Genomic DNA, 19436 nt, shown 5'->3' with positions numbered 1-19436 from the left:
GGTTCACTTTCGTTTGTCTCTAACTTCCTTTCGCTTCCTTCAGACCCTGCCGTTGGCCAGCAACGCCCTTGCGAGTCGGATTATCTTCCCCTCAGTCGGGGCGATTCAGGTTTCTTTCAACCTGACGGGTTTGCCAGCTTCGCTGGGCAAACAAAAAAAGCGCCCACCGGATGGTGGGCGCTGTCTGTATGAGTACGTCTTTTACTTATTCAATACGCGCGCATGAAGCGCTTGTACCGAATTGACTTTGCTCATGTCTGCCGCCGTCAATGCCATACAAGTGGCAAAAGCAGCATTCAGTGTGGTGGTATAGTTCACCTTGGCAGCGAGTGCGCCACGACGTAGCACTTTCGAGTCTTCAATCGCTTGGCGTCCTTCGGTGGTATTCACAATGTAGCTGTACTCACCGTTCTTGATCCGGTCAAGAATATGAGGGCGTCCTTCGTGAACCTTGTTGACCAATCGAGGATTGATACCCGCTTCGCCCAAAATCACGGCTGTCCCATGAGTGGCATCTAGCTCAAACCCTAATTTCAGCAGCTTAGCGGCCAAGTCGACCACACGTTGCTTGTCATTGTTACGTACCGATAGCAGTGCGCGTCCCCCTTCGCTGTAGGCTTTCCCGCAAGCTAAATCCGCTTTAGCGAACGCCTCAGCAAAGGTGTCGCCAACTCCCATCACTTCACCGGTTGAACGCATTTCAGGGCCCAACAATGGGTCAACACCGGGGAACTTGTTGAAGGGTAACACCACTTCTTTGACTGAGTAGTAAGGCGGGATCACCTCTTGGGTAAAGCCTTGCTCAGTCAGTGATTGGCCCGCCATCACACGCGCTGCAATTTTGGCGAGTGGCACACCGGTCGCTTTCGACACAAATGGCACCGTTCGTGCGGCACGCGGGTTCACTTCAATCAGGTAGATCTCATCGTCTTTAACCGCAAACTGCGTATTCATGAGGCCACTGACCCCCAGCTCCAACGCCAACTTACGCACTTGCTCGCGCATCCGGTCTTGAATGTCATCGCTGAGGGTGTAAGCCGGCAGTGAGCAGGCCGAGTCACCGGAGTGCACACCCGCTTGCTCGATGTGTTCCATGATGCCACCAATCACTACGGTTTCACCATCACACACCGCATCAATATCCACTTCCGTGGCATCGTCGAGGAAATGGTCGAGCAATACTGGGGATTCGTGCGACACACTTACGGCTTCGTTAAAGTAACGACGCAGATCGGTCTCGTCATACACAATTTCCATCGCTCGTCCACCTAGAACATAGGAAGGACGCACCACCAGTGGGTAGCCAATGTCTTTAGCTTTTTCAACCGCTTGCTCTAACGCGGTCACCGTTGCATTCGCCGGCTGCTTGAGCCCAAGGCGCTGTACGGCATCTTGGAAACGCTCACGGTCTTCCGCGCGGTCAATCGCATCTGGGCTAGTGCCAATAATCGGTACCCCAGCCGCTTCAAGGTCACGTGCCAATTTGAGTGGCGTTTGCCCCCCGTATTGCACAATCACGCCTTCCGGTTGCTCAACACGTACAATCGCCAATACATCTTCAAGCGTCACAGGTTCAAAGTAGAGACGGTCGGACGTATCGTAATCGGTCGAGACGGTTTCAGGGTTACAGTTAACCATGATGGTTTCATAGCCATCTTCACGTAGCGCCAGAGACGCGTGCACGCAACAGTAATCGAATTCAATGCCTTGACCGATGCGGTTCGGACCACCGCCCAATACCATGATCTTTTTCTTGTCGGTTGGCTGCGACTCACACTCCTCGTCATAGCTGGAGTACATGTACGCAGTATCTGACGCAAACTCCGCGGCGCAGGTATCTACGCGCTTGTACACAGGATGAATGTTGAATTTATCGCGCAACTTGCGGACTTCAATTTCAGACACACCCAGTAATTTGGCAAGACGCGCATCGGCAAACCCTTTGCGTTTTAGCTGGCGCAATGCGGTTTCATTAAGCCCCGCAAAGCCATGCTCGCGAACTTGTTGTTCCTGTTTAACGATGTCTTCAATTTGCACCAAGAACCAGCGGTCGATGTTCGTCAGATTAAAGACGCCATCAACTGACATGCCGGCTCGGAACGCATCCGCAATGTACCAAATACGTTCTGCACCTGGCTCTTTGAGCTCATGACGAATGCGAGTCAGGGCGTCATCGTCGTCCAAGTTCACCATCTCATCAAAACCTGACGCGCCCACTTCCAAACCACGCAAGGCTTTTTGCAGTGACTCTTGCTGGTTACGGCCAATTGCCATCACCTCGCCCACTGACTTCATTTGCGTGGTCAAACGGTCATTCGCACCGGCAAATTTTTCAAAGTTAAAGCGCGGAATTTTGGTCACGACATAGTCGATGGTCGGCTCAAAAGAAGCCGGAGTCGCACCGCCTGTGATGTCGTTCATCAACTCATCAAGGGTAAAGCCGACAGCAAGCTTAGCCGCCACCTTGGCAATCGGGAAACCGGTGGCTTTTGATGCGAGTGCGGATGAGCGTGACACACGTGGGTTCATCTCGATGATGACCATGCGTCCAGTTTTAGGGTCAATACCAAACTGTACGTTCGAGCCGCCCGTCTCAACACCAATTTCACGCAGCACCGCCAGTGATGCATTTCGCATCAATTGATATTCTTTGTCGGTCAGCGTTTGCGCAGGTGCCACCGTAATGGAATCGCCGGTGTGGACGCCCATGGCATCGAAGTTTTCAATCGAACAAACAATGATGCAGTTATCATTTTTATCCCGCACCACTTCCATTTCATACTCTTTCCAACCAATCAACGACTCATCAATCAGAAGCTCATTGGTGGGGGACAGGTCGAGACCGCGCTCACAGATGTCCTCGAACTCTTCTTTGTTGTAGGCGATCCCGCCTCCGGTTCCTCCCATTGTAAAAGAAGGACGGATGATGCAAGGGAAACCGACTTCATCTAAAACCTTGTAGGCTTCATCCATGCTATGGGCAATCCCTGCACGCGGACACTCAAGGCCAATGCTACGCATGGCTTCATCAAATCGGTGTCTGTCTTCGGCTTTATCAATTGCATCTGCGGTGGCGCCGATCATCTCCACACCGAATTCGGCGAGTACGCCGTGGCGCTCGAGATCCAGCGCACAGTTCAGTGCGGTTTGTCCGCCCATGGTCGGCAAAATTGCATCAGGACGCTCTTTGTCGATGATGTGTTTCACAACCTGCCATTGAATCGGCTCAATGTAGGTCGCATCGGCCATTTCTGGGTCGGTCATGATGGTGGCAGGGTTCGAGTTCACCAGAATGACACGATACCCTTCTTCACGCAGCGCCTTACACGCTTGTGCCCCTGAATAGTCGAACTCGCAGGCTTGGCCAATAATGATTGGGCCTGCGCCCAGGATAAGAATGCTTTTGATGTCTGTGCGTTTTGGCATGCTCAACGACTCCAATTAGGCGCGGTGTTGTTTGATGAGGTCGATAAAGTGATCGAAAAGGGGCGCAGCATCATGTGGCCCTGGGCTTGCTTCAGGGTGCCCTTGGAAGCTAAAGGCTGGCTTCTCGGTATGATGGATCCCTTGCAAGCTGCCATCGAACAAGGACACATGCGTCGCACGTAATGTGTCAGGCAAGCTGTCATTGTCTGCGGCAAAGCCGTGGTTTTGGCTGGTGATCATCACCACCCCACGCTCTAAATCTTTCACCGGATGGTTAGCACCATGGTGGCCAAACTTCATTTTGACCGTTTTCGCACCGCTCGCTAGCGCCAAGATTTGGTGCCCCAAGCAAATACCAAATAATGGCACGCCTTCCGCTAAGAAGGTTTGGGTGGCCGCAATCGCATAATCACACGGCGCCGGATCGCCAGGGCCATTAGATAAGAAGACACCATCGGGATTCATCGCCAGCACTTCGTCTGCCGGGGTGGTTGCCGGTACCACAGTCAAACGGCAGCCGCGGTCGACCAACATGCGCAAGATGTTGCGCTTGGCACCAAAGTCGTAAGCGACAACATGGTAAGGCAATTCATTGTCCGGCAATGCATCTGGTAGGCCCTGATGCAGCTGCCATGACCCTTGCGTCCAGCTGTAACGCTCCTGCGTCGTCACTTCTTTGGCAAGATCCATCCCTTTCAAGCCCGGAAAATCTTTCGCCTTGGCCAGCGCCAGCGCTTCATCAACGCTCTCTCCGGCCACAATACAACCATTCTGCGCCCCTTTTTCACGTAACAAACGAGTGAGTTTGCGTGTATCAATGTCGGCGATGCCAACAATGTTGTGTTGTTTGAGGTAATCAGAGAGGGATTGTTGATTGCGGAAATTGCTAGCTAACAGGGGAAGATCGCGAATGACGAGGCCTTGGGCGTGGACTTGGGAGGATTCTTCGTCTTCGGTGTTGGTGCCGGTGTTGCCAATATGGGGATAGGTAAGTGTTACGATCTGACGGGAATAAGAGGGGTCGGTTAATATTTCTTGATACCCCGTCATCGAGGTATTGAAAACCACTTCTCCCACCGCGGTGCCATCAGCGCCGATCGGGGTACCGTGGAACACTGTCCCATCTTCTAGGACTAAGAGCGCAGACTTGCTCAAGACAACCTCCAGTTATATAGAAATGCACTTTTTACGACTAACGTTGCATTCACGTATTCCATCTAAGATCAAAACTCACGTCAAGCTGAATTTTGACAAATTGCGCGCATTCTAGAGATGCGAGGTTTGGCTGTCAATAATGCGTGCTACTTTTTATTGTATTTACTAAGCACTCAAGAAAAACAGGCCACCTAAGCAAGATAAAGCACAATCTTGTCTGTGTTTTTAAACCAAAGAGCTAGATAAACTGGCAGAGGAATAACTTTTTTACCCAAACCGAGAGAGAAACATAAAACTGGCGTGCGCAAACGTTTACCGCGCAACAAAGATCATAACTGGAAGAGTTATCGCGTCGAAATGCTGTCAACAAGGGGAAAACAAAGCAAAAATTACGACAATATGAAGTGCATTGCATGAGAAAAAGAAAGGGGGATAAAAAAACATCGCGCCGAAGCGCGATGCATAATTATTTAAGGTTAAGTACATCCTGCATGGTATAAAAACCTTGCTGGTGTTGATTGAGCCATACCGCGGCACGGACCGCTCCCTTGGCAAAGGTGGAACGACTTGACGCTTTGTGCGTGATTTCAACACGCTCGCCAATATCCGCAAACATGGCGGTATGCTCCCCCACGATATCGCCAGCGCGAATAGTGGCAAAGCCGATTTCATTTTTGCTACGCTCGCCAGTGATCCCTTCTCGGGCATACACAGCGACATCACTCAGCTGGTTTCCCATCGCTCCGGCAATGGCTTCTCCCATTCCCAGTGCTGTGCCCGATGGCGCATCCACTTTATGGCGGTGATGCGCCTCAACAATCTCAATGTCGCATTCCTCACCCATCACTTTGGCGGCTTGTTCAAGCAGTTTAAATACAAGGTTCACGCCGACACTGTAATTGGGGGCCATCACCACTGCCGTCGCTTCTGAGGCATCTTGGATGGTTTGCTTTTGTGCGTCATCAAATCCAGTTGTTCCAATCACCAACTGCTTGCCTTTTTGTTGGCACAACGCCAAGTTCGCGAGTGTGGCCGCGGGTGCGGTAAAATCAATGATCACATCAAAGTCATCCGCCACTTTGGCCAGATCGTCCACCACTTGTACGCCGAGGCGGCCCACACCCGCCAGTTCCCCTGCATCCGTCCCAATCAAGCTTGATTCAGGCCGCTCACTCGCCGCCCCCAATGTTGCGCCTGTGTATTGCGTAACCGCTTGAATAAGATTGCGTCCCATACGGCCGGCTGCACCAGCAATGGCAATACGTACCATGGTTCTCCCCTCTTCTACTTCACCAGCAGCGCTGGCCACCTATCCATTAACCCATCACTGTAGCGCGTTCGTTTCAGCTTGTATATTGCTGGGAGTGGCCCAGAAGCATGCTAACAAAAAGGGAAGCCTTCGCTTCCCTTTAATTTTGTCGATGGGTGACTAGGTCACCTCACGAATTTGTAACTCTTTCGGCACTTCGAAGAACATGTTTTCTTCACGGCCACTCAGGTTTTCTACCTCGGTGGCGCCCAACGCCTTCACGCGGGCGATGATCAAGTCAACCAATTCTTCTGGTGCCGAGGCGCCAGCGGTGATCCCAACCGTGTGCTTACCCTCGAACCACGCAGGATCAATGTCTTCCGCACAGTCGGTCAAGTACGCCGGGGTTCCCAGTTTTTCCGATAACTCGCGGAGACGGTTTGAGTTCGAGCTATTCTTCGAGCCCACCACCACCATCACATCACAGCTTTGGGCAAGATCACGCACTGCATCTTGACGGTTTTGGGTCGCGTAGCAGATATCATCTTTGCGTGGGCCTTGAATATTGGGGAAAACCTGACGCAAGGTATCAATCACATCAGCGGTTTCGTCCACTGACAGCGTGGTTTGACTCACATAATGCAAGTTATCTGGGTCGTTGACTTGAAGCGTGTGCACATCCGCTGGCGTTTCAACCAAGTACATACCGCCGGTTTCACTGGCATATTGACCCATAGTGCCTTCCACTTCGGGGTGTCCAGCATGACCAATCAGTACCACTTCCATATTTTTACGGCTGGCTCGCGCCACTTCCATATGTACTTTGGTCACCAAGGGGCAAGTTGCATCAAACACCGTCAGTTGACGGGATTTGGCTTCATTGCGCACCGCTTGCGATACACCGTGGGCCGAGAAGATCACAATGCTGTCATCAGGCACTTCGCTTAATTGTTCCACAAACACCGCGCCGCGTTGCTTTAGGCCTTCCACCACAAATCGGTTATGCACCACTTCATGGCGCACATAAATGGGAGGCTGATAAATTTCCAAAGCACGTTCAACGATGCTGATCGCGCGATCGACACCAGCACAAAAGCCTCGGGGATTCGCAAGTAGGATCTTCATGACTTTGCCTTATTGCACACTGATTATTTCTACGTCAAAAATCACGGTTTTCCCTGCCAACGGATGATTGAAATCGACCGTCACAGATTCGCCACTAACCTCGGTCACGATACCGGGAATTTCTTGTCCTTGAGGACCGCTAAACGCAATGATGGCACCCACTTCAGCAGGCGTGTCTCCCCCAAACTGACGGCGGTCCATATAGTGGATATTATCCGGGTTTGGCTGGCCGAATGCATCTTCAGGTGCCAGCGTAAAGCTGCTTTGCTCCCCTTCATGCAGCCCTAACAGACAACGCTCAAAGTTCTCGGTCAAGCTGCCGTCTCCCATCACTAACTTAGCGGGTTTTCCGGCATTGTGGGTGCTGTCGGCGACCGAGCCATCTTCAAGCTTAATGGTAAAGTGCATCAATACTTCGCTGGATGCGCTAATCGCTTTCATGATCTGTCCTTATCGAAAGTCGTGTTGGGCTAATTACTACGAGCGACCCCTAGGTCGCCGATGACTGCTCATGACGAAAACTATCTAGCACCACTAAAACGGCGCCAACACAAATGGCTGAGTCAGCGAGATTAAAAGCCGGCCAATGTGAATTGCCAATGAAAAAGTCGAGAAAATCGATCACATAGCCATGAACGAGGCGATCAAATAAGTTACCCAATGCCCCACCGATAATCATGGCATAGGCGATATTGAGCATGCGCTTACTTGCCGGTGTCACTCGCATCCAGTATGTCAGCAAGCCGCTCACGCCTAACGCGATAACGCTAAAAAGCCAACGCTGCCAACCGCCTGCATCGCTTAAAAAGCTAAATGCCGCACCATGGTTATGGACGTAGGTAAGATTAAAAAACGGCAGTAATTCAATGCGGTTCGCGGGACCATAGCCCATGGTGTTCATCACCAGCCACTTACTACCAATGTCTAAAACGAAAACCAGAGGCGCCAGCCAAAGCCAGCGCCATCCTGATTGCGAGAGTGAGTGAGAGGTCATCACGCAAATTGGCGAGTTTCGCCTTCTCCTGCAATGTTAGTCACACAGCGGCCACAAATTTCTTCGTGTCCTTCGATCGTGCCCACATCAGCAACATGGTGCCAACAGCGGTCACATTTTTTCGCTTCAGACGCCACAACGTCAACAGATAGCCCCTCGACATCCGTTTGCGTCGCAGAGGATGGCGCCTCACCAGCGATCACTGTCGCTTTCGAGGTCAGCAGCACAAAGCGTAACTCATCGCCCATCATTTGCAGCTTTTGCGCAAACTCCGCCGGCGCGTATAGCGTGACTTCGGCTTCAAGTGAACCACCAATGACCTTGTCATTACGGGCCTGCTCGAGGGTTTTATTCACCGCGGCACGCACATCCAGCAGTTTTGCCCAGAATGCATTATTGAGCACGGCATCGTCTTCTAAGCCAAACAAGCCGTCATACCAGACATCGGTGAACACAAACTTGCCGCGTTCGCCAGGCATTTCATTCCAGATCTCATCTGCCGTGAACGACATAATCGGTGCCATCCAACGTACCAGCGCTTCGACAATGTGGAACAGTGCGGTTTGGCAACTACGGTGCGCGTGGCTCCCCGCTTTCGCGGTGTACTGACGATCTTTGATGATATCCAGATAGAAAGAACCCATCTCAATCGAGCAGAACTGCATCAAGCGTTGGGTGACTTGGTGGAAGTTGCAAGCTTCAAACGCTTCGGTGATCTCTTGTTGTGCGGCTAATGCACGCCCAACCGCCCAGCGGTCAACCGCCACCAGATCATCGGCAGCGACACTGTCTTGCTTAGGATCAAAACCATGCAGGTTTGCCAGCAGGAAGCGTGCAGTATTACGAATTCGGCGATACGCATCAGCGCTACGTTTTAGGATCTCATCCGATACCGTGATCTCACCGGTGTAGTCGGTTGACGCCACCCACAGACGCAGGATATCGGCGCCCAGTTTGTTCATCACATCTTGCGGCGAGACAGTATTCCCCAGTGATTTCGACATCTTGCGGCCTTTGCCATCAACCGTGAAACCATGAGTCAGCACTTTGCGATACGGTGCTTTGCCTTTGATTGCCACCGAAGTCATCAACGAAGACTGGAACCAACCACGATGCTGATCTGACCCTTCGAGGTACATATCCGCTTCTTGGCCGTTAAACTCGTCGCGCTGGTTAACCACCGCGTAGTGGGTCGCACCAGAGTCAAACCAAACATCCAGCGTATCGAGGACTTTCTCATACTGTTCAGCGTCATCACCCAACAGTTCATTCAGATCCAGATCCCACCAAGCTTGAATTCCCACTTTCTCAACACGTGCAGCAACTTGTTCAATCAAGTTCAACGTGTCAGGGTGAAGCTCTGCGGTTTCTTTGTGAACAAATAGCGCAATCGGCACGCCCCAGGTACGTTGACGTGAAATACACCAATCAGGGCGACCATCGACCATCGACTCAATACGGTTTTGGCCCCACTCAGGGATCCAATCAACGTTTTTGATCTCTTGCAACGCTTTGTCACGCAGGCCGGCTTTCTCCATCGAGATAAACCACTGCGGTGTGGCGCGGAAAATGATTGGCGTTTTGTGACGCCAGCAGTGCGGGTAGCTGTGCTCATAAGCGTGGTGATGCAGCAGTGCATCGTGCGCTTTCAGCGCTTCAATCACACTATCGTTGGCTTTAAAGACATGTTGGCCGGCAAACAGTGGAGTATCCGGTAAATAGACTCCGTTGCTACCCACTGGGTTCGCGACTTCAAGATCGTATTTTTGACCAACCACAAAGTCTTCTTGGCCGTGGCCAGGTGCGGTGTGTACCACGCCCGTACCCGACTCTGTCGTGACGTGATCACCCAAGATCACAGGCACATCAAAATCGTAAAATGGGTGTTTGACGCGTTTAAGTTCAAGCGCGTCACCTTTACAGAAGCCGAGGTTGTGATAATGCTCAATACCCGCACGATCCATCACCTCTTTGACCAGTTCGGCCGCGACGATAAGGCGCTTAGGTTGCTCACCTTCAACTTGTACTAAAACATATTCAAGGTCACCGGCCACCGCTACCGCACGGTTAGCAGGCAAGGTCCAAGGCGTCGTGGTCCAGATCACCACCCCCACTTCGCCTTCACCTTGATGATCACCGGCGAGGTTAAAGGCACTGATCAGAGCTTGCTCGTCAACCGCACGAAAGATCACATCAATCGATGGCGAGGTTTTATCTTGATATTCCACCTCAGCTTCTGCCAAGGCCGAGCCACAATCCGTACACCAGTGCACCGGCTTAAAGCCTTTGTGCAAGTGTCCATTGGCGGCAATTTTACCCAACGCGCGGATGATGCTGGCTTCGGTATTGAAGTCCATGGTCAGGTAAGGTTTGTCCCACTCACCTAAAACACCAAGACGTTTAAAGTCCGCCTTCTGGCCTTCCACTTGTTTGGCTGCATATTCACGGCACTTCTCACGGAACTCAGCGGTTGAGACTTTTTGACCGGGTTTACCGACTTTTTTCTCTACCATCAGCTCAATCGGCAAGCCGTGGCAATCCCAGCCAGGTACATACGGTGCGTCGTAGTCCGCTAGCGTTTTTGATTTAATAATAATGTCTTTGAGAATTTTATTAACTGAGTGACCAATATGAATGTTGCCGTTCGCGTACGGAGGACCGTCGTGCAAAATAAATGTTTTTTTGCCTTTCTTCGCTTGACGGATAGCACCGTACAGATCTTCATCGTACCAACGCTTGAGCATATCAGGCTCGCGCTTAGCAAGATTACCTCGCATCGGAAACGCAGTTTCCGGCAGGTTTAAGGTATCTTTATAGTCACTCATTGATTATTGATTCCGTATGGAGGTTACACTCTAGACATTATTCACATCAGCCAGCCACGCACGCGCAGCTGATGCATCTCGTTGAATTTGCATTTTTAGTGCGTCAATAGACGCGAATTTGGTTTCATCGCGAAGTTTATGCAAAAGATAAACTTCCAACTGTTTGCCATATAAATCGATTGATTGATCAAATAGATGGACTTCGAGCTGCTGGCGTACACCGTCGACCGTCGGCCGTACACCAACGTTAGCCACGCCGGGTAACCGCTGTCCGGTCACGGCGCCTTCCACTTGTACGGCATACACACCTGAAACCGGGGAAACGCGGCGTTTTAGCAGTACATTGGCGGTCGGGAAGCCAATCGTGCGCCCTAACTTACGCCCATGCGCGACACGCCCACAGATGCTGTAAGGTCGCCCCAACATGTCACCCGCCTCGGCAAGATGGCCTGCGGCTAACGCATCGCGAATCGCCGTACTGCTCACTCGGCGGTCACTGACGCAAAAACTTTCGGTACTGACCACATCAAAGTGATGTTCCTGGCCTGCTCGTGCGAGGCGCGCAAAATCACCGCTTCGCTTCAAACCAAAACGAAAGTCATCGCCAACTACCAGAAACTTAACACCCAATTGTTCGACCAACAAGCGGTCAACAAAGTGATCAGCACTCATGGCCGCAAATGCAGGGGTGAAATTCACGCACAGCAGGCGGTCAACGCCCAGCTTCGCTAACTGGGTATATTTATCTCGCAACCTCGATAGGCGCGCCGGCGCTTTTTCACCTTTAAACAGCTCTAACGGCTGCGGTTCAAACAACATCACAGTCGCAGGTAGGTTCAGCGCTCGGGCCTTTTCCACGACTTGGCGCAACACCGCCTGATGTCCCAAATGGACACCATCAAAGTTACCGATGGTCAGGACACAACCTCGGTGGCGCGCTCGTATGTTATGGATACCTCGGATTAATTCCATCGCCTGCTGACTATTTGAACTATTGAAACTGGCGGATTATATACTAGTCAGGGCCGGCAATCAGCCCTGGATTCACATCCGACCCTTGAATTACCCGCGATGACGAATATCACCAAGTCGCACACCGCATAATAGTGCGGTGCATAAATACACCACACTGCCACCGAGGATCAGTCCAGCCAACACCATGCTGCGCATCGACAGTGACATCTCGACCCAGCCATTTAATGTCGGCATCAGTGTCATTAACACCGCCACCATTGCTGCTACCGCAACCACTAAACGGCCAATATATAAAGCCGTCGCTCGAGACAAACGGTAAACACCAGCACGGTGTAGGCCTTGATAAAGCAAGCCCGCGTTGATCAGTGCCGATAACGCCGTGGCAATCGCAAGGCCAACATAACTGAACAAATAGGCAAAGATAGCGTTAAACACCATATTGCTTATCATGGCAATCACACCAAATTTCACCGGTGTTTTGGTGTCTTGTCGTGCGTAGTAACCGGGCGCGAGGACTTTGATCAACATAAAGTTGACCAATCCACAGGCATAGGCCTCCAGCGATAAACTGGCCGCTTGCACATCGTCGACACCGAATTCGCCTCGCATAAAGAGTACCATCAGCATCGGCTTTGCTAACAAAATCAACCCCACCATGGCAGGAATACCCAGCAACAACACCATGCGCACTCCCCAATCCATAGTGGCAGCAAATTGGGTGGGCGATTTATCGACATGACGCTGGGAAAGCGCCGGCAGGATCACGGTCGCAATGGCAATGCCAAATAAGCCTAACGGAAACTCGAGTAAACGATCGGAGTAATACAGCCAACTGATGGAGCCTGTCATCAAAAAGCTGGCAATGAAGGTATCAAACAATAGGTTAATCTGGCTCACCGAGACCCCAAAAAGAGCCGGGATCATCAGTTTGCGGATCTTTACCACACCAGGATGGTGCCATCCCCACTTGGGTTTTACCAGCATGCCCTCTTGCGATAAGAAAGGAAGCTGAAACAGTAACTGAACCAATCCACCGATAAAGACCCCGACCGCTAAACCGATTTCAGGTTGTGCAAGATAGGGCGACAGCCAAATCGCCGCGGCAATAATCGCAACATTGAGGAATACAGGGGTAAAGCTCGAAACGGCAAACTTATTGAGCGTATTTAGGATGGCGCCCGATAGCGCCACGAAAGTAATAAACCACAAGTACGGGAAGGTAATTTTCAGCATCAAGCTCGCTAACTCGAACTTGGCCCCGTCAGGGCGGCCATCCAGCCAGTCGACAAACCAACCGGTCCCAAATAACGCCGCCAACACAGGCGAGCCAATGACACCGAGCAAGGTGACAATCGTCACTAACCCACCCAAGGTACCGACAACATTGGCAACCAGCTCGCGAGATTGCGTCCGATGATTATCGTCTTTATCCAGCGCCTGATATTCAGTCAATACGGGGACAAAGGCCTGTGAAAACGCACCTTCTGCGAATAAACGACGCAAAAAGTTAGGGATTTTATTGGCGAAGAAAAACACATCGGCGGCAGCCCCTGCCCCCATCAAGTTGGCAATCACCACATCCCGCACCAGCCCCAACACGCGGGACACCAGTGTCATGGTGCTAACGATTAGCCCAGAGCGTAATAGTCGCTTACTCACGGTTACCTCTTGAAAACACGTGCCTCTATTGTGCGCCACCCCATGCGTGTTGATGCTCGCTCACTCATGCAGGCCAAGCGATAATGACACGCGAAACGGAAATAAAGGTGACGTAGAGCCTGAAATGCTGATAGAATCAGCCGCCATATTAACCGTGATAACCCCGCAGCGCCAACACTACCTTGGGGCGGCGGATATTTGCACAAATGAATTGACAATAGAGGCAAAAAGAGGCATAGTCCTCCGCCTTGAAATGTCACCGAACAAAAGATTTGGGAGTTAGACCCTTGGCGAATATCAAATCTGCTAAGAAGCGTGCGATCCAATCTGAGAAGCGTCGCCAGCACAACGCAAGCCGTCGCTCTATGATGCGCACTTATATGAAGAAAACTGCTGCTGCTATCGCTGCAGGCGACAAAGAAGCGGCAACTGCTGCTTTTGCGCAAGTACAGCCTATTCTTGATCGTTCAGCCACCAAAGGCCTGATCCACAAGAACAAAGCAGCACGTTACAAAGCAAGCTTCGCAGCACAAATCAAAGCGCTGTAATAGCTTTTTGCTTTGCATCATGCATAAAAAAACCGGCCTCGGCCGGTTTTTTTATTGCGCGGTGATTGATGTGCTTTATCAATCACCGCAATACAGATCGTGTAATAGCTGGATCACCGCTTTCACTTCTTCACTTTTCAGTGAGTAATAGACCGTTTGCGCCTCTTTTCGTGTATCCACCAAACCGTCTTTACGTAACCAAGCAAGATGTTGGGATAAGGCCGATTGGCTCAAAGGCACCCGTTCAACCAACTGTCCAACCGAAAGTTCGCCTTGTAGTAAATAGCACAGAATAAACAGACGCTTTTCGTTTGCCATGGCTTTCAGCAAGCTTACCGCTTTCGGCCCGTTTTGTTGCATTTGGGCTAAATCCATTTGACTTCCACTTCAATTGTTACCACCTTGCTCGAGTCTAGCACGATCTCACCACAAGCTTGTAACTAAACGAATAAGTGGCTGTAATCGGCTTCGCAAATCCGTTTGACGGCGGGGTGCTGAATCATTCGCTCGGCAAAAATCACGTAGTATTCTTCCTTGAGCGTCTCTAGGTTTGCAATCGGAGCAGCATAACCTAGGCTACTTATCTCATTGGCATACGAGCTGGGAGCGATAAACAATGCCTGATGACTAATCCCAAACGCTTTCATTAACGCGGAATCATCAAACTCCCCCAAAATATTAGGAACAATACCTTGTTGATCAAACCACTGCATCAGTTTGCGACCCATCGCTGTCGCGCGGCTTGGGATCAACAATTTCTGGCTCGCAAGCAGTGTGGCAAGCGGTATATCGGCCAATATATCTGGGTGAGAGGAGAGCAAGCTCATACTGCACTCGCCCAGCTTGACGCTGAATAACCCCGCTTGCTGCGTCGAATCAACCGGACAGTCCGACAAAATCATATCCAATTTGTGCTGGGACAATTGCTCTAACAGCATTTCATGTGTCGATTCAAAACAGCGCAAATGAATTGCGTTATCGTCAGGTACTGCGTGGAGTAAAACCTGACTGACTAACCGCTTGGATAATGCATCGGCGACACCGACGTCAAACAGGACATTTTCTTGCTGACTGTAATTTACAATATCGAGCATTTCGTAGCTCAAACCAAACATACGATCCGCATATTGAAACACCAGCTGACCCAACTCTGTAGGCTCAACATGCCGGCCGTTTCGCTTAGTCAGCTTCCCGTTAAGTCGTTGTTCGAGTGCTCGGATTTGTCCAGTGACCGTTTGGGGAGTTAAACAAAGCTTATCGGCACCTTTGGTAATCGAGCCTTGCTTGCAGACCATCCAAAAATAGTAAAGGTGGTTGTAATTAAGATGCGCCATGACTTGCCATAAAAAAACGCCAAGCCAGCAGCTTACGCTGCCAACTTGGCGCCTTCAAGCGAAATAAATGGGTTAGTTTTTCATATCGTCTTTATCCAGTGGCTTTCTTACGCGTTCACCGGCGCGATGTTCCAATGCTCGCTCTGAGAAGCTTGCGCTATCCGCGTCGCGCGTAGACTCTGCATCAGCGGACGCCGCCGCTTTGCCGTCCTCGACACCTGCAAGGTAGGCCTCGCATACTTGGCTGTTGTCGTTGTTGCCTTGGCAATATGTCTCGTAATTGGCCGCAAGCGCCGTTCCCGAGACACCCAACAGACTAGTAATCAACGCTAACTCCATTTTCTTCATCTTCGTCTCCTTCTTCAAAGGCGCTGGCTGGCGGCAACATAAAATGCAGAACCAAGTAGCCAATCACTGCCGACAAGGTTGATCCTATCAAGATCCCGAGTCGAGAGAATGTGACGAACTCACCATTCACACCGACGAAGGCCAGTGACGAGATGAAAATCGACATTGTAAAACCAATACCACACAGTAAGGACACCCCAAAGATTTGTGAGAATGTCACTCTTGCCGGCATTTTCGCAATACCAAGTTTTACGGCTGCCCAACTGAAGGTAAAGATACCGAGCGGTTTACCAATCAGCAGACCTAACGCAATGCCGAGAGGCAGCATTTCGGTCAAGCTTGCTAGCGAGACGCCATCAAGCGAGACGCCGGCATTAGCAAACGCAAATATCGGCAGAATCAGATACGATACATAAGGATGCAATGCATGTTCGAGCTTTTTCAGTGGTGACGGCGCATCCTTTGTTTTGCCCTTCAACGGAATCGCAAAACCTAATACCACACCCGCGAGTGTCGCATGCACGCCTGACTGTAAGACACTGAACCAAAGCACCAAACCAACCACAATATAGGCGGCAATATTGGTGACATTGCGCATATTCATCCCAACCAGCACTAGGGTTGCGACAAAGGCACTGGCGAGCGCCATGATGGAAAGGTCGCTGCTGTAAAACAGAGCAATAATCACGATGACGCCCAAGTCATCGATTATCGCGAGTGCTAATAAGAACACTTTAAGTGCCAGAGGAACACGGTTCCCCAAGAGCGCTAATACACCTAAGGCAAAGGCAATATCAGTGGCTGCTGGGATCGCCCAACCGGACACAGCAAGCGGGTCACCCCAGTTAAACGCTAGAAAAACCAGCGCGGGTGCCAACATACCGCCCACCGCCGCAACGGCAGGGAAAGTGGCTTTATCTTTGGTGTTTAACGCCCCTTCGATTAATTCCCGTTTAACTTCTAAACCAATCAGCAGGAAAAAAATCACCATCAGGCCGTCGTTGATCCAGTGACCCACGGACAGACCTGCAACATAGGTATGAAGCGTGCTGTCATATAAAGGCTGTAGATCCGAGTTCGCCACGAACATCGCTAGCACAGCCGCAATAATCAGCACAATACCTCCTGCAGATTCCATTTTTAGAAACTGACGAATGACATCAGTCATTTAAGCACTCCATACAAAAAAAGTGGATTTCCGTAGTCTAGACAGCCAGACCCGTTTTCTAAAAATCGTTTGTTCTGATAGTAAACATCGGAAAAACCGATGTAAAATCTCACTTACTATTGATTTATTCGCAGTCTAAACATTTGTCAACGAATTTTACCGTCCACCATTTAGCATAGTGGCAATCGCTTTGTTGTTGTTACATTTTTTATATCGGTTTTTTCTACTTGGGTGACACGGCCTAAATTTTAATTATAATCATAGACATAACCCCATCTAACCCTACCACCCCATCGACCCAGATCGGATTTTATGAACACTGCAGTATTTGTGTCATATTTCTGAAATATTCCCTTCTTACTATCGCCGCTGATTTTGCTTTGACACAAAACCGACATCGAATTGTCACGGAGATAACTTATGACTCCCCATGCTACAGCGGTAGAGGCAACCCAAAGCTCCTCGAACTGGTTCCGTTGGACCAAGCTCGCCGTCATGCTTTATGTACTACTGGTGGCGGTTGCCATGGTAGGGAGCGGCTTTAAATTAGCCGTGGGCGATGAGGCCAAGACCTTATTCGAATTTGCTTCTCACCCCGTAGCTGGCTTGATGATAGGGATTGCCGCCACGGCGCTGATCCAATCGTCAAGTACGGTTACTTCTATTATCGTTGGTCTGGTTGCAGGCGGCTTGCCGGTTGAAACAGCGATTCCAATGGTAATGGGCGCAAACGTGGGCACCACAGTCACCAATACCTTGGTGAGCTTGGGCCATGCGCGTTGCAAAGAAGAGTTCCGTCGTGCATTCAGTTGCGCCACGGTGCATGATTTCTTCAACTTATTCGCCGTGGCTATATTCTTGCCACTCGAAATGATGTTCGGCTTGCTAAACAAGTTGTCACTATGGTTGGTTTCGCCACTGTCACAAACCGGTGACATGAGCATCAAAGGGCTGAATTTCGTTAAACCGCTGACCAAACCTGCTGTGAACATGGTGCAGTCTCCTTTGGAGTCGGTTCTACCCGGCAACCTAGGTGGCTTGCTGATGATCGGTTTAGGTATCTTTGCCATCGTATGTGCCATCACTGTGATGGGTAAGGTGATGAAGAAGCTGATGGTCGGTCGTGCCAAAGACATGCTGAAAAACGCGATTGGTCGTGGTCCATTGCATGGCATCTTCTCAGGCTCAGTGGTCACTGTACTGGTACAGTCTTCATCCACCACTACAAGCTTGATGGTTCCGCTGGTTGGCACTGGCGTGTTAAAAATTCGCGATGTTTATCCCTTTACCCTGGGTGCAAACATTGGTACCTGCATTACTGCATTGCTTGCGGCGACTGCCGTCACCGGTGAATTCGCGGTGTTCGCGCTGCAAATTGCGCTCGTGCATCTTTGCTTTAATATTCTCGCTACGGCGCTCATCTTCGGTATCCCGGTATTGCGTGAGTTGCCACTAAAAGGCGCAGAATGGCTGGGTCACTTGGCCGCGAAATCGAAAATGGCGGTCCTGGCCTACATCACACTGGTATTCGTGGTAGTACCCGGCGGGATTGTGCTGTTGTCGCAATAACGCCCATCCAGACGCTTATCGAATCAAAGCCATCGCTCCTCGCGGTGGCTTTTTTGTTATGAACCGCAACCGCCACGTAGAGACCGCGCTTTAGGCATAAAAAAACGCAGCGACTTGGCTGCGTTTTTGCTGATGAATGTGTCCTACGTCATTAAATGGCAATCGGCGCTTTAATGGTTGGATGCGGGTCGTAACCTTCAATCTCAAAATCTTCAAGCTTGTAGTCGAAGATGGAGGCAGGTTTGCGCTTAATCGTCAGTGTTGGCAACCCTCGCGGCTCGCGCTTTAACTGCTCATACACAATCTCATCGGTCAGATGATTGTGGTAAAGGTGCACGTCGCCAAACGTATGGACAAAATCGCCCACTGCCAAATCACATTGCTGTGCAATCATATGCGTTAGCAACGCGTAACTGGCAATATTGAACGGTACTCCTAAAAAGTAATCGGCACTGCGCTGATAAAGCTGGCATGAGAGCTTGCCATCGGCCACGTAGAACTGAAAAAGACAGTGGCAAGGGGCAAGGGCCATCTTACCCTGCTCCGCGTTCTCAGAGGGACTGACAGACTCGTCGGGTAAGTCTGCGGGGTTCCACGCCGTAATGATATGACGGCGCGAATGTGGTTTGGTTTTTATTTGCTCCACCAGCTGCGCAATTTGGTCAACCGTCGAACCATCAGGACACGCCCATGAGCGCCACTGGGCGCCATAAACTGGCCCTAGATCGCCTTGCTCTGTCGCCCACTCATCCCAAATACGTACTTTGTTGTCTTGTAAGTATTGGATGTTAGTCTCGCCGTTAAGAAACCACAGTAATTCGTGGATAATGGCGCGGGTATAAAGCTTTTTGGTCGTGAGCAGTGGAAAACCTTCAGCAAGGTCGAACCGTAATTGGCGTCCAAACACTGAACGTGTACCTACACCCGTGCGGTCGCCTCTATCCGTACCATTGTCAAGAATATCCTGCATCAAAGCTAGATACTGCTTCATAGTGTTTCCTATCGTTGGACAAACAAAAGGCACCGCCCGCGGTGCCTTGGTGTGGTCAATAGTATATCTG

General features: G+C 50.6%; 17 protein-coding genes. 3 read left to right on the top strand and 14 right to left on the bottom strand.

Annotation, left to right across the window (positions count from 1 at the left end; all coding sequences use genetic code 11):
• A partial coding sequence (locus tag BGK46_RS17695; RefSeq protein ID WP_217492712.1) for a hypothetical protein occupies positions 1-192 on the top strand: 192 nt, incomplete at its 5' end.
• A 9-nt stretch (positions 193-201) separates the two neighbouring features.
• Here BGK46_RS17695 and carB read toward each other — a convergent pair.
• From carB to murJ, 9 genes are all read right to left on the bottom strand, one after another.
• Positions 202-3426 (bottom strand): carbamoyl-phosphate synthase large subunit, encoded by a 3225-nt coding sequence (gene carB, locus BGK46_RS00850; protein ID WP_069586576.1) that lies wholly within the window; start codon positions 3424-3426, stop codon positions 202-204.
• A gap of 15 nt (positions 3427-3441) precedes the next feature.
• On the bottom strand, positions 3442-4581 hold the full coding sequence (gene carA / locus BGK46_RS00845) for a glutamine-hydrolyzing carbamoyl-phosphate synthase small subunit (protein WP_069586575.1): 1140 nt from the start codon (positions 4579-4581) through the stop codon (positions 3442-3444).
• A gap of 466 nt (positions 4582-5047) precedes the next feature.
• Positions 5048-5851, bottom strand: coding sequence for a 4-hydroxy-tetrahydrodipicolinate reductase (dapB, locus tag BGK46_RS00840; protein WP_069586574.1), 804 nt, complete (start codon positions 5849-5851; stop codon positions 5048-5050).
• Positions 5852-6010: 159 nt separating this feature from the next.
• On the bottom strand, positions 6011-6955 hold the full coding sequence (gene ispH, locus BGK46_RS00835) for a 4-hydroxy-3-methylbut-2-enyl diphosphate reductase (protein WP_069586573.1): 945 nt from the start codon (positions 6953-6955) through the stop codon (positions 6011-6013).
• A 9-nt stretch (positions 6956-6964) separates the two neighbouring features.
• Positions 6965-7396: an FKBP-type peptidyl-prolyl cis-trans isomerase gene (gene fkpB / locus BGK46_RS00830; RefSeq protein WP_069586572.1), complete on the bottom strand. Its 432-nt coding sequence runs from the start codon at positions 7394-7396 to the stop codon at positions 6965-6967.
• 49 nt (positions 7397-7445) lie between these two features.
• Complete coding sequence (gene lspA / locus BGK46_RS00825; protein ID WP_069586571.1) at positions 7446-7949, bottom strand: signal peptidase II; 504 nt, start codon at positions 7947-7949, stop codon at positions 7446-7448.
• Positions 7949-10774, bottom strand: coding sequence for an isoleucine--tRNA ligase (gene ileS, locus BGK46_RS00820; protein WP_069586570.1), 2826 nt, complete (start codon positions 10772-10774; stop codon positions 7949-7951). Before ileS ends, lspA begins: the two co-directional genes overlap by 1 nt.
• Positions 10775-10804: 30 nt before the next feature.
• On the bottom strand, positions 10805-11746 hold the full coding sequence (ribF, locus tag BGK46_RS00815) for a bifunctional riboflavin kinase/FAD synthetase (RefSeq protein ID WP_069586569.1): 942 nt from the start codon (positions 11744-11746) through the stop codon (positions 10805-10807).
• 90 nt (positions 11747-11836) lie between these two features.
• A complete protein-coding gene (gene murJ / locus BGK46_RS00810; RefSeq protein WP_069586568.1) occupies positions 11837-13408 on the bottom strand; it encodes a murein biosynthesis integral membrane protein MurJ in 1572 nt (523 codons plus the stop codon).
• Between the two features lie 287 nt (positions 13409-13695).
• On the opposite strand from murJ, the gene rpsT reads away from it, so the two are divergent.
• Positions 13696-13956, top strand: a complete 261-nt coding sequence (rpsT, locus tag BGK46_RS00805) for a 30S ribosomal protein S20 (protein ID WP_069586567.1) — start codon at positions 13696-13698, stop codon at positions 13954-13956.
• Between the two features lie 78 nt (positions 13957-14034).
• Here the strand turns inward: rpsT and BGK46_RS00800 are convergent, their stop codons facing one another.
• From BGK46_RS00800 to nhaA, 4 genes are all read right to left on the bottom strand, one after another.
• A complete protein-coding gene (locus BGK46_RS00800; protein ID WP_069586566.1) occupies positions 14035-14331 on the bottom strand; it encodes an ArsR/SmtB family transcription factor in 297 nt (98 codons plus the stop codon).
• Between the two features lie 65 nt (positions 14332-14396).
• The gene (gene nhaR / locus BGK46_RS00795; protein ID WP_069586565.1) at positions 14397-15290 is read right to left on the bottom strand and encodes a transcriptional activator NhaR; all 894 of its coding nucleotides are present in this window, start codon (positions 15288-15290) and stop codon (positions 14397-14399) included.
• A 72-nt stretch (positions 15291-15362) separates the two neighbouring features.
• Complete coding sequence (locus tag BGK46_RS00790; RefSeq protein ID WP_069586564.1) at positions 15363-15638, bottom strand: hypothetical protein; 276 nt, start codon at positions 15636-15638, stop codon at positions 15363-15365.
• Positions 15607-16806: a Na+/H+ antiporter NhaA gene (gene nhaA / locus BGK46_RS00785; RefSeq protein ID WP_069586563.1), complete on the bottom strand. Its 1200-nt coding sequence runs from the start codon at positions 16804-16806 to the stop codon at positions 15607-15609. Before nhaA ends, BGK46_RS00790 begins: the two co-directional genes overlap by 32 nt.
• Positions 16807-17226: 420 nt before the next feature.
• On the opposite strand from nhaA, the gene BGK46_RS00780 reads away from it, so the two are divergent.
• On the top strand, positions 17227-18375 hold the full coding sequence (locus BGK46_RS00780) for a Na/Pi symporter (RefSeq protein WP_069586562.1): 1149 nt from the start codon (positions 17227-17229) through the stop codon (positions 18373-18375).
• Positions 18376-18526: 151 nt separating this feature from the next.
• Here BGK46_RS00780 and BGK46_RS00775 read toward each other — a convergent pair whose 3' ends face one another.
• Positions 18527-19366, bottom strand: a complete 840-nt coding sequence (locus BGK46_RS00775; protein WP_069586561.1) for a thymidylate synthase — start codon at positions 19364-19366, stop codon at positions 18527-18529.
• Between the last annotated feature and the right edge of the window lie 70 nt (positions 19367-19436).

This window comes from Salinivibrio sp. SS2 (genome assembly GCF_001722075.1).
Taxonomy (GTDB): Bacteria; Pseudomonadota; Gammaproteobacteria; order Enterobacterales; family Vibrionaceae; genus Salinivibrio; species Salinivibrio proteolyticus.
Note: the sequence above shows the minus strand (reverse complement) of the source record. Positions and strands in the feature narration are given on the sequence as shown.

What these genes read in the sequence shown, in the direction of transcription:
- carB (WP_069586576.1), bottom strand. Translation starts at nt 3,426, where the DNA reads ATGCCAAAACGCACAGACATCAAAAGCATTCTTATCCTGGGCGCAGGC.
- dapB (WP_069586574.1), bottom strand. Translation starts at nt 5,851, where the DNA reads ATGGTACGTATTGCCATTGCTGGTGCAGCCGGCCGTATGGGACGCAAT.
- ispH (WP_069586573.1), bottom strand. Translation starts at nt 6,955, where the DNA reads ATGAAGATCCTACTTGCGAATCCCCGAGGCTTTTGTGCTGGTGTCGAT.
- fkpB (WP_069586572.1), bottom strand. Translation starts at nt 7,396, where the DNA reads ATGAAAGCGATTAGCGCATCCAGCGAAGTATTGATGCACTTTACCATT.
- lspA (WP_069586571.1), bottom strand. Translation starts at nt 7,949, where the DNA reads ATGACCTCTCACTCACTCTCGCAATCAGGATGGCGCTGGCTTTGGCTG.
- ileS (WP_069586570.1), bottom strand. Translation starts at nt 10,774, where the DNA reads ATGAGTGACTATAAAGATACCTTAAACCTGCCGGAAACTGCGTTTCCG.
- ribF (WP_069586569.1), bottom strand. Translation starts at nt 11,746, where the DNA reads ATGGAATTAATCCGAGGTATCCATAACATACGAGCGCGCCACCGAGGT.
- BGK46_RS00800 (WP_069586566.1), bottom strand. Translation starts at nt 14,331, where the DNA reads ATGGATTTAGCCCAAATGCAACAAAACGGGCCGAAAGCGGTAAGCTTG.
- nhaR (WP_069586565.1), bottom strand. Translation starts at nt 15,290, where the DNA reads ATGGCGCATCTTAATTACAACCACCTTTACTATTTTTGGATGGTCTGC.
- BGK46_RS00790 (WP_069586564.1), bottom strand. Translation starts at nt 15,638, where the DNA reads ATGAAGAAAATGGAGTTAGCGTTGATTACTAGTCTGTTGGGTGTCTCG.
- nhaA (WP_069586563.1), bottom strand. Translation starts at nt 16,806, where the DNA reads ATGACTGATGTCATTCGTCAGTTTCTAAAAATGGAATCTGCAGGAGGT.
- BGK46_RS00780 (WP_069586562.1), top strand. Translation starts at nt 17,227, where the DNA reads ATGACTCCCCATGCTACAGCGGTAGAGGCAACCCAAAGCTCCTCGAAC.
- BGK46_RS00775 (WP_069586561.1), bottom strand. Translation starts at nt 19,366, where the DNA reads ATGAAGCAGTATCTAGCTTTGATGCAGGATATTCTTGACAATGGTACG.